The sequence below is a fragment of the Sphingomonas sp. PP-CC-3A-396 genome (genome assembly GCF_004343105.1).
Taxonomy (GTDB): domain Bacteria; phylum Pseudomonadota; class Alphaproteobacteria; order Sphingomonadales; family Sphingomonadaceae; genus Sphingomonas.
On sequence record NZ_SLYF01000020.1, the window covers coordinates 1 to 10,445 of the forward strand.

Annotated in this window: 11 protein-coding genes; 3 read left to right on the plus strand and 8 right to left on the minus strand. The window is 61.1% G+C overall.

The window, feature by feature from the left end; all coding sequences use genetic code 11:
- Positions 1 to 70 precede the first annotated feature (70 nt).
- From C8J40_RS19830 to C8J40_RS19845, 4 genes are all read right to left on the minus strand, one after another.
- On the minus strand, positions 71 to 1,048 hold the full coding sequence (locus C8J40_RS19830) for a hypothetical protein (protein WP_132898500.1): 978 nt from the start codon (positions 1,046 to 1,048) through the stop codon (positions 71 to 73).
- 399 nt (positions 1,049 to 1,447) lie between these two features.
- Positions 1,448 to 2,506: a nitronate monooxygenase gene (locus C8J40_RS19835; RefSeq protein ID WP_132898501.1), complete on the minus strand. Its 1,059-nt coding sequence runs from the start codon at positions 2,504 to 2,506 to the stop codon at positions 1,448 to 1,450.
- Between the two features lie 254 nt (positions 2,507 to 2,760).
- On the minus strand, positions 2,761 to 3,867 hold the full coding sequence (locus tag C8J40_RS19840; RefSeq protein WP_132898502.1) for a toll/interleukin-1 receptor domain-containing protein: 1,107 nt from the start codon (positions 3,865 to 3,867) through the stop codon (positions 2,761 to 2,763).
- 79 nt (positions 3,868 to 3,946) lie between these two features.
- On the minus strand, positions 3,947 to 5,188 hold the full coding sequence (locus tag C8J40_RS19845) for an MFS transporter (RefSeq protein WP_132898503.1): 1,242 nt from the start codon (positions 5,186 to 5,188) through the stop codon (positions 3,947 to 3,949).
- A gap of 68 nt (positions 5,189 to 5,256) precedes the next feature.
- Between C8J40_RS19845 and C8J40_RS19850 the strand changes: the two genes are divergently transcribed.
- Together C8J40_RS19850 and C8J40_RS19855 are read left to right on the plus strand one after the other, a co-directional pair.
- Positions 5,257 to 5,721 carry a helix-turn-helix domain-containing protein gene (locus C8J40_RS19850; RefSeq protein WP_132898504.1) on the plus strand — a complete coding sequence of 155 codons (465 nt, stop codon included), beginning with the start codon at positions 5,257 to 5,259 and terminating at the stop codon, positions 5,719 to 5,721.
- A 200-nt stretch (positions 5,722 to 5,921) separates the two neighbouring features.
- Complete coding sequence (locus C8J40_RS19855; protein WP_132898505.1) at positions 5,922 to 6,299, plus strand: VOC family protein; 378 nt, start codon at positions 5,922 to 5,924, stop codon at positions 6,297 to 6,299.
- A 444-nt stretch (positions 6,300 to 6,743) separates the two neighbouring features.
- Here C8J40_RS19855 and C8J40_RS19860 read toward each other — a convergent pair whose 3' ends face one another.
- Positions 6,744 to 7,757, minus strand: a complete 1,014-nt coding sequence (locus C8J40_RS19860) for an NAD(P)-dependent alcohol dehydrogenase (protein WP_132898506.1) — start codon at positions 7,755 to 7,757, stop codon at positions 6,744 to 6,746.
- A 37-nt stretch (positions 7,758 to 7,794) separates the two neighbouring features.
- A complete protein-coding gene (locus C8J40_RS19865) occupies positions 7,795 to 8,997 on the minus strand; it encodes an MFS transporter (protein WP_243693521.1) in 1,203 nt (400 codons plus the stop codon).
- Positions 8,998 to 9,102: 105 nt separating this feature from the next.
- Between C8J40_RS19865 and C8J40_RS19870 the strand changes: the two genes are divergently transcribed.
- Positions 9,103 to 9,720 carry a TetR/AcrR family transcriptional regulator gene (locus tag C8J40_RS19870; protein ID WP_132898508.1) on the plus strand — a complete coding sequence of 206 codons (618 nt, stop codon included), beginning with the start codon at positions 9,103 to 9,105 and terminating at the stop codon, positions 9,718 to 9,720.
- An 88-nt stretch (positions 9,721 to 9,808) separates the two neighbouring features.
- On the opposite strand, the gene C8J40_RS20515 is transcribed toward C8J40_RS19870, so the two are convergent.
- Entirely contained in the window at positions 9,809 to 10,189 is a 381-nt protein-coding gene (locus C8J40_RS20515) for a hypothetical protein (RefSeq protein WP_165911557.1), read from the minus strand.
- Positions 10,190 to 10,241: 52 nt separating this feature from the next.
- On the minus strand, positions 10,242 to 10,445 hold a 204-nt coding region (locus tag C8J40_RS20630; protein ID WP_207901324.1), incomplete at its 5' end, for a hypothetical protein.

The following is a 10,445-nucleotide window of genomic DNA, read 5'->3' on the forward strand; positions in this document are numbered from 1 at the left end:
TGCGAGCGGTCCGTTCCAGACAGATGCGCCATGCCACAAACATACCATGCGCCGCGATCTACGGGAATCCTCAGACCGGGTTCTCACACAGTCTGTTTGATTTTTGCATCACGAATGGCTGGGATGGAGAGGAAAGATAGCCTGTCCGCACGAGGTAGGCGTGCAAAGACTCTGGGAAATCGCGGAAGTGGGTGACATGTCCTTCAGGGCAGCGATGGTTCACCCAAGCCGAAACGGGCATGTCGCAAGGCTCCCATAGGTCACTGCCGTGCTCATAATGCTTTAGCATTAATGCCCATGCGGCCTCGAACTGTCCTGCTCGCGCTGCATCTGCGGTGTACGCGGCACAGGCGCCATTGCGGTAGCGCTTGTTGGACAGACATATCGGTGCCGAACGCACCATGTCGGCAGCAAAAAGACCGCGCAGCGCCGGATCACGACTTTCATCAACGATTTTACCTTCCTTCACCGCGAAAAAAACTGGGGGACGCGGGGTGCAAGCATTACAGCCGAATATAGAGTCAAATGCACCATCCTCGAATTTCAGGTCGATGCGGCCGTCGCCAGATAAGTCTTCGGGTAAATCTGCCAACTGGACTTCCAGATCGGCCCCGTTGCAATCCTCCAACGATACCGACCGGTAGCTGTTGCTGCTGGGAACAAGAAGCTGCAGCGTTAGCTTGCCGCCCGAGCCTCCATATTGGCTTTCGACTATTACCCCAGGTCGCGGATCGTGCCAGTCAAATCGCACGACAGCAATTCGCGCATAAGCGCTTTGCTTATCGGTCAGCACTGTCATCGGCGCCACGCCTCGCCCGCCCACAGTTACAAACGCTTGATTATTAAATCCATCGTAGCGGCAGGACTCACTTTCGGTAGCCGGCGGATTAGAACACGGCATCGCCTCCACATGTACGATCACTCCGCCTGAGGTGAAGTCTAGCGGCAACTTTTTGTAGGACGCCCATGTCTGGAACGTGCCAATCGGCGCATCGGCCGGCGCAGCGCTTATCAGGAACCAAGCGAGAGCGAGCAGAATGATGCGCATGTTGATAGCCTAAGCCGTCTGCTGCACCGCGGCTAGCACCGCACCACGATTTTCAACGTACCGTGCTGGTGCACCATAGGTTTGAATACTGCCTGATACAAACCTTTTGAATTTTGCTTTAGGCATGGCTGGGTTGGCATCATCGTGATGAACGGATGTCCGCTTTTAAAGCTGCGGTTTGCTCACCTCAACGTCCAGATGTGGGCGTTGGTGTCCGGTAGCCGTGGGCGGGCGAGACCCAGTTTCGTCCATTAGCGACCGCTTTTGATGTTTCCAACTTCGGCCATTCGTTCATCTCGCTCGAATGCTGCGATCAGTGCGCTCGACGGTCTGTTTAGACGGCTTCGGGTGGGGAAACGGCAATTCCGATCAGGGAACGTCGCAGCGCACAACCAGATCTCAAATCCGTCGCAATTCGAGTTCCTCTCGCAGCACCCCAACCAAGGCTGCTGCGGGCATAGCACGAGACAGCGGCGCACCTTGCCCTGCCCATTGCGCCCCGAAACCGTGTTCGCCTTGTGCCTTGGCAGCCGCGTGCAAGGCTTTCCCCGCATCATAGGCAATAGGATAATCAGGCGGTTGACGTTCATCGACCAACTGATTGAGAGCCGTGAACCGGTTGGCCAGGGCACGCGCGGGTCGACCAGAAATAAGCGACGTGAGGACAGTGTGGTATGCGCCTGCACCGGTAAGGGCCGCCCGGTATGCATCGTCTGCGGCCGACTCCGGGCATGCGACAAAGGCAGTTCCCAGTTGCGCTGCCGATGCGCCGAGATCGAGCGCCGCGGCGATGCCGGCGCCGTCCATTATCCCGCCAGCTGCGATGACTGGTAGGTTGTTCTTACGCACCAAGAGCCGGGTCAGCGCGAACACGCCGAGCGCGTCGTCGGGCGCGGTGGGGTCGAAGACACCCCGATGCCCGCCTGCCTCGATCCCTTGCGCGACCACAGCGTCGATTCCCGCCGCTTCGATCGCATGTGCTTCGTCGAGGCTGGTCGCGGTCGCCATGAGGTAAATACCGCGCGCTCGCAACGCCGAGAGCACGTCGGCGGACGGCAACCCGAAGTGGAAGCTGACCACTGGCGGCGCAAGATCGAGCAGTACCGCCACCATGTCGGGATCATCTGCGAAGCTTTTGTAGATGGTCTTCAGCGCCCTCGGGGGTTCTGCGCCGTACTCGGCGAACAGCGGGGCAAGCCAATTCAACCATTGCGCTTCCCGCGAAAGATCGGCCTTTGCGCCAGCGTGGACGAAGACGTTGACGTTGAACGCCCGGGTCGTGCGGCTGCGCACCTCCTCTATCATCGCCCGAGCGCCGGCGGCGTCGGTCGCACCCACTCCGATCGACCCCAACGCTCCCGCGTCGGATACCGCTGCCGCTAGCGAAGGTGTGGCTACGCCCGCCATTGGCGCCTGGATCAAGGGCACCGAGAGTTCGAACCTATTGATGAGAAACATACCTGTGCGGGATCCGGTTATGAACGATTGTCCGCCTATGACTACGCCAGCGCATTAAGTGAATGGTGCCAGGTGGGCGGACGCGGATCCTCTACCCTTGATTGCTACGATCGAACCGCGGACGTCTCTCGCCTATTAAAGGTTCCCCAAACCCGACGCCTGCTGATGTCTTCCAAGCGGCCAGCCAAAATTTAGTAATGGCGCAGTTGAACGGTTCGAACGTTGCTGAGTGCTCCGCCCGTGCAGGCTAAGCGTTAGCGGGTGCGGCTCAAGGGCTCGAAGAAGGCTGACCATATTTGCTCCGCCACCTCTTCGGGGCCTACCAGCTTCTCCTGCGAGCCCCGGAAGCTGCCGAACAGGCTTTTGAATGCTAGCTCTCCTTCGTCGTCCTTAATGAAGAACGATCCGTTGGAAGTGTTGGTGGCACAATCGTCCGACAGGTGGAAGCTGATCTCGCGGCCGGTGCGCGACATACCGCCCATAAAGACTGTGATGGCAGCGGCCTTGCGCCCATCCCGGTAGGCCGCCGCTGTAAAGCGGTTGGCGTCGAGGTTCACGATCGAACCCTCAACATCGAGTGCCCGTGCCTGAACCTCGGCGAGCGAGTTCGCGAAAAACTCTGTCACAAACTCGAACGTTTGCCGGACAAAGCGGTCGCGGTCGAGATCGGTAAAGCGCCGTTCGACCGCGACGTTTGCCGAGCGAGCGCGCTGCACGACGGGTGCCGCTTGGGATGCCTGCCCCGCCACGGGCACCGCGTCGGCCGTAGAGGCAAGAGGAGCCCTGCCGCTTGCGGCGAGGAGAGCGGTGCGCACGTCTCGCGCCACGTCAACCCAAGCCTCGTCACGGTCAGGCCAAGACTTAACCGGTCGGTTGTCGCGCGGCGTGCCCCTCAGCTTAGCTAGAGGCGTGTTGGGCCAGTCGCAGTGCCGAACGATCACCGGAATGACTTTTGCTTCTCCGGCCGCATCCTTCTCCAGCGCTCGGGTCATCTCACGCGAGTAGCAATATTCAGAGTCGATAAAGTCGGGACTGACGAGGCAAAGGATGACGTCGGCCTCCTCGAGATAGGCGTCGATCGCATCGTCGAGATGCGCACCGGCGGGGATGCGCCGATCGTGAAACGCCTCGATTAATCCCTCGCGCCGCAGTGTCGCGAGATGCGTCTCGAGCTCGTTCCGAAGATCCTCGTCCTTATGGCTGTACGAAAAGAAGAGCTTGGTCATGCGCACAAGATGCGCCGACAGTCCGCGCGCCGTAATATGTCGACGACGTATTAGCCCTATTCCGATCGCCGCGGCGACCCAGAAGTCGTCTTTCGCAGCGCGTTTCTGGCTCCCCAACTTCGGCCATTCGTTCATTGCGATCTCCCGCCTTCAGGAGATACGCAGGCGTGCCAGCAGCTTCTCCACAGAGGGTGGTGATTGACCGCAGCCGCTCTTAATCAGGACAAAGCGAAACGGCCAATGCTAGCAGGTTGTCGGTCGGAGTTCGGGCGGTGCTCGCCCAAAATAACAGACCGGCGATGCTGATCGTGGCGCCCGCCAGACAGACGCCGTGCCACCCGGAGACGCTATAAACGTAGGTCGATGCCGCGGCTCCCGCTGCGCTTCCCAGCGAATAGAACACCATATAGACGGCGATCACGCGACCGGCAGCGTCCGGGTGTCTACCGACGATCAACGTCTGATTGGTGACATGGACGGCCTGTACTGCAAGGTCGAGAAGCACGATCCCGACGGCAAGCCACCAGAGCGAGAATGACAAAAGCGCGATCGGCGCCCATGACAGGCATAACAATGCCAGGGCGGTACCTGTGACGCGTTTCTCTGATCCCTTGTCGACCAGTTTGCCCGCGCCACGCGCGCCGAGCGTTCCGGCGATGCCGACCAGGCCGAACAGACCCACCTGAGTATTAGAAAGACGAAAGGGTGCGTCGGTCAGCGGGAATACCACCGCCGTCCAGAACGTGCTGAACGCTGCAAAAATGATGAAGGCGTAAACGGCACGACGTCTCAGCAGTCTATCGTCGAGAAAGAACCGCGGAAGGGAACGCAGAATCGATCCGTAACTCGCAGTTCCTGGCTGCCTAGGATCGCCGGGCAACGCTCGGCTCAGCGCCAGCGTCGTGACCAAGCTCACAAGTGCCGAGATTGCATAGACCGCACGCCAGCCTAGCAATTCGCTGACGCCGCCCGACACGGCGCGAGCAACGAGGATGCCGATCACGATGCCGCCGGTGACCTTGCCGACTGCCGCGCCGCGCCTTTCAGGCAGCGCGAGCGTTCCCGCGAACGCCACAAGCGTCTGCACCGAAACCGCCAATGCGCCGACGGCAGCAAGCGCGAACAGAAAAAGCCCTGGTGAATCGGACAGGGCAACGATTGCGAGAGCCAGGAACGACAATCCCGTCTGGCCGACGATCAGCGAACGACGGTTCAAAAGATCGCCGAGCGGCACGAGGAGAATTAGTCCTGCTGCGTAACCGAGTTGGGTCAGTGTAACCGCCAGTCCGAGGTTTGCAGGGCGCATTGCCAAGCTTTCACCGATCACGTTCAGCAAGGGCTGGACCGTATAAACGTTCGCAACCGCCAAGCCGGCCGCAATCGCCATGATGGTCGTGGTCTTGTCGGCTAACGGGAAACAAGTGTCTTGGGATGTATCTGATTGTTCAAAGGCCATGGTCTTATTATAAGACCACTCCCAGTGTATGGGTCCAGTTCGTAATAGGAACCACTTGAGGAACGGCCTTGGTCAAGCGCGTTAGTTTTATGCATGCACCATGCCCGGTCGCGCGTTCGCTGGACGCGATCGGCGACTGGTGGTCCCTCCTGATCATCCGCGATGCGATGGAAGGCATCCGGCGTTTCAGCGCGTTACAATCGAGCCTGGGGATTGCGAAAGGGATGCTCGCTACCCGTCTGCGCGCACTGGTGGAGCGCGGCATCCTCGAGACGCAAGCGGTATCGGGCGGCAGTGCCTATCGCGAATACGTCCTGACGGCGAAGGGACAGGCTTTGCATGTCGTCGTCGCCGCTTTGCGTCAGTGGGGCGAAGCAGAGCTTTACGGTCCAGCCGAGCGCCATTCGTTGCTGGTCGACGCGCAAGACAATGTGCCAGTAGAAACGTTGACGCTCCGCGCGGCAGACGGAAGGTCGCTGGGCTGGACGGACACGTGCGTCGTTAAATTACCTCAGACAGTGTCCGGGGGGTGAGCCGGGGCTTCCGACGACACGGGTAGGAACGCGGCCTGCAGTGAGCGATCAGGATACACGTGTGTTCTTAGCCTTTTCCCACAAACGAACGGCGGTTGAGACCGATCAAGCAGTCCCGCGAGGGATGGCGTTTTGGAAATGGCTGGAATTAAGAGCCGCCGGTACATGTAATATGAACTATTCCGAAGGCTGGAACGATAATGCTTCATCATCTCTCAATTGCTGCGACCGATTTGAAACGCTCTATGATTTTCTATGATGCGGCACTTACCCCACTTGGCTATGCCCGTGTTTTTACGGGAGATGAATCAGTAGGTTATGAATATATCGGGCAAGGTGACAAACTGTTACTCAATCTTGAATCCCAAGTAAGCGTACCCGGTGAGGGGTTCCAATTGGCATTCTCCGCGTCCGAGCCGGAACATGTCGATCGATTTCACGCTGCCGCATTGCTGCACGGAGGATGCTGCAACGGGCAGCCCGGGCCACGTCCTGATTATGGCGACAATTATTATGCGGCCTTTGCGTTCGATCCAGATGGATACCGGATTGAGGCGGTGGTTAACCGAGCGCCGTAACGCCGGCTTCCAACCCGGTACGAAATCGACGGGGGCGACGAGCGAATGGTCGTTTCCTGCTGATCTGGTTTTCTCGAAAACGAACCCGTAGCGGGACAGTCGCCCGGGCGATCCCGCTGAGAACCGTCCCGGGCACCCCCCTTCCCAGATCGAGCTTAACGAGTGGCCGTTGTCGGGAGCGCTGATTATCAGTCTGAGCGTCCGGGTGTGAGCGGAAGGCACTCTGCCCTACAGCTTCCAGCCAGACCCAGTTACGGTCATTCCCGCGACTTTCCCCGCCTACCGACTTCGGCATTCGGACTTCGGACTTCGGACTTCGGACTTCGGACTTCGGACTTCGGACTTCGGACTTTCGTTCATTTCGCTTTTTACGGTCACAAAAGCTGTAAAATGGATGAAACGGCCTTTTGAGCCCGCGTTGGCGGCTGGCGCCAGAGAACGTGGTCAGAACGCGATCATTACTTTGCCGAGGTGTCCGGCGGCGGCGAAGTAGCGGATGGCGGCCGGCGCATCATCAAAGGCGAACGTCCGATCGACGACGGTCGTCATCCCGTTCGCGACCATCGTGTCGAGCAGGTCGACGAACATCGCGCGACTGCCGTTGGCGATGCCGCGGATCGTCACGTTCTTGAGGATGAGGGACAGGTAATTATGGATCGCCGGCCCCTCGCCTGGCGACACGCCGATGACGATGATCCGCGCATTCGCCGCGGCCGCTGCGATCGAATGGCCCAGCGTATCGACGCCGCCGGTTTCGATCACGATGTCGGCCCCCTTGCCGTCCGTCTTGGCGATCATTTCCGCCGCCCAATCGGGGGACGTGCGGTAGTTGATCGTGATGTCCGCACCGAGCGCGCGCGCCGTCTCGAGTTTGGCATCGCGGGACGAGGTGATCGCGACCCGCGCGCCCCGCGCCTTGGCGATCTTCAGCGCCGCCAGCGAGACGCTGCCGGTACCGAGGCACAGGACGGTGTCGCCAGGCTTGACGTCGCAGATCTCGATCAGCGCGTTCCAGGCCGTCAGCGCTGCTGAGGCGAGCCCTGCGACATCCGCGTCGGCCAGCGCGTCCGGCACGCGGATCAAGGCCGCGGCGGGCAGGACGATACGCTCGGCCAGCCAGCCGTCGTGCGTGATGCCGATATCGTGCGCAAACACGTCCGCGCGGAACGCACCGTCCAGCCAGTTCGCGAAATGGCCGCAGACGACACGGTCGCCGACCGCAATCTCGGTCACGCTCTCTCCGATCGCGACGACCTCGCCGACGCCTTCGGACATCGGAATGCGGGTCTCCGACTGGCGAGGACCGTAGGTGCCGCGTAACAACTGAACGTCACGGCTGATCAAGCCGACGAGGCGCGGTGCGACCAGCGCTTCGCCGGGGCCCGCGACGGGTTCGGGGCGGGTCGCCGCGACGAGGGCGTCGATGCCGTCCTGGGCGCCGATATGATAGGCTTTCATCGAAGTCTCCTGCGTTAATTGATGCGCGACCGGTACTTCAGTCGAACGCCCGTGGACCGGGCTTGAAGGCGTGGCGGCTTGCGCGGGATGCAAGCACCAGGGCGGACAGCGTCGGCGCAAGGACGGCCCAAGCGAGCGCCCCTGCACCGAGATGATCGAGCAGCACGCCGCCGACGATCCCGCCCGCGGCGATCGCGCCGTTCCACACCGTCGTCAGCATCGCATTCGCCAGATCGACGCCCTCTCCGGCGGCATCGGCAAGCGCGGTCTGAAGCTGAGTCGCGGCACCGCCGAACGACAGCCCCCACAGAATCGTCGCAATGATCGTCACCTCGGGGATTGCCGCAAACAGCCCGAACGCTAGCGACACCACCGCGAACATCGTCAGACTGACGAGCACGAGCGGCCGCAACGCCCGATCGATCAGCACGCCCGTGACCCAGATTCCGACCAGCGCGGCAAGTCCGAACCCGAGGAGCACAAGGTCGAGCCTGCCTTGCACGCCCGACAGCGCAACGATCGGGGCGATATAGGTATAGAGGATATTGTGCGCGGTGATCCACGCGAACAGCGTGACGAGCACGGTCCGTACGCCCGGTGTGCGGAACACCCGCATGATCGACAATCGCTGCTCGGCAGGCTGTCCGGGGAAATCCGGCACCTGCCACAGCACCCAGCCGATCAGGCCGAGCGTGGTGAGCGACATCAGCCCGAACGCCATCCGCCAGCCAAGCGTCGTGCCCAGCATCGCCCCGAGGGGCACGCCTATCGACAGCGCCAGCGGCGTTCCTACCATCGCGATCGCGAGCGCCTTGCCACGCAACGGCGCAACCACCATCCGCCGCGCATATCCCGCGATGATCCCCCAACCGAGGCCCGCGGCGACCCCGCCCATGAACCGCGCGACCAGCGTCAGCGCATAGGACGTCGATACGGCGGTCACGCAGTTGAAGATCAGGAAGCCGAAAATCGCGACCAGCAACGTCGGTTTGCGGCGCCACCCTTGCGTGTACAGCGTCAGCGGGATCGCCGCGAGCAGGGAACCGACGGCATAGACCGTGATCGTCTGCCCGGCGAGCGACTCCGACACGTCCAGCCCCGCTGCCATGTGCGGCAACAACCCGGCAGGAAGCGTCTCGGTCAGGATCGCGGTGAAGCCGGTCATCGCCAGCGCTAGCAGCGCGGAGATCGGCAGCGTCTCGCTCGCGCCGGCTTCGGTCGGAATCGATTTTGGACGCACGCAAAACTCACTTCTGGATCGACTGGTCCAGTGCATTCGAGGACCGAAGACCGCTTGTCAACGAATAATGGATCGATTAATCCTCAATGTCAGGAGCGGAGAATTATGGCACGGAGCGGACGACCGCGTGGGTTCGACCGGGATGCGGCGCTGGACAGCGCGATGCATCTGTTCTGGGAGCACGGGTATGAGGGCGCATCGCTCCTCACGCTGCGTCGGGCGATGGGCGACATCTCGTCGGCGAGTTTCTATGCTGCATTCGGTTCGAAGGAGGCGCTGTATCGCGAAACGCTGGCGCGGTATCTGGACCGGCATGGCAGCATCGTCGACGCGCTCGACGACGAACGATTGCCGCCGCGTGCACGGCTGGAACAGGCATTGATGGCGTCGGTCGCGGTACAGACCGACCTTGCGCATCCCACCGGTTGCATGGTCACGTTGTCCGGAATGATCTCATCCGAGGCAAGCGAGCCGATCCGGGCGCTGACCCGATCCGAGCGCGACGTCACCCGGAAGGCGCTGCACCGGTGTATCACTGCCGGCGTGAGCGCGGGCGATCTCGACTCCGCCACAGATGTTGCAGGGTTGGTCGCGCTGTACGACGGACTCGTCCTGGGTATTTCGATACAAGCGCGAGACGCGGTCCCCGCAAACGCCATACGATCAGGGATTAAGCACGCAATGGCGGCGTGGGACGACAGCCCCCGCAGTTCACGCACCTGACTTGGCTTCTTCCATCGTGGTCTTTCTGCTTGGACCCATAGTCGGACGCTGGCGGTCGAATTGTCGCTCCCCGACTCCAGTCGTTTGTTCATGTAGGCACATCATCGCCGATGGCGCTACGCAAATGCCAAAAAGTGACGAGCCAGTCGTTCGAGGACACAGCCGTGACCGTTGAGATTAGGGCCTTTGGGAGGAGTATCCGCCGCGTGATGATCGTCCGAAAATCGAAAAATTCGATCTCGTAGGACTCGCGGCCCGCCAGGCCAGCAAGACGCGCGAGGAATTGTTGGAATCCAAATCGACGGCGATCAGCCATCGAGATCTCGGCGTGCGCTCGGTCATCAATCTCCACGCCTGGGACCAGGCCAAATGGCGCGGGGCGGCCTTTGCTGGAAACGGCCCGGATTATCCGCCGACACTGGCTGTGATGTTCACCGACCGCGAGGCGGCGCGCGCCATCTTCGAGCAATGGTTTGAGCGGATCGGCGCCTATGACGAGCAGGACGTGCTCAGAATCTCAATCATCCGGCACCTGCCGGGCCATAGCGAATTTCACTATGCGGTGCAGATTTCGGCGCAAAGGTCCACTGGAGACCGCGACGCTGGCGGTCCTCCAAGAGCATATCCTGACCGACGAGCATGTGCGCGTGTTCATAGAGGAGTTCGAGCGCGAACTGCAGCAACTGACACGCCAAGACACGGGCCAGCATGACGCTGCGCAAAAG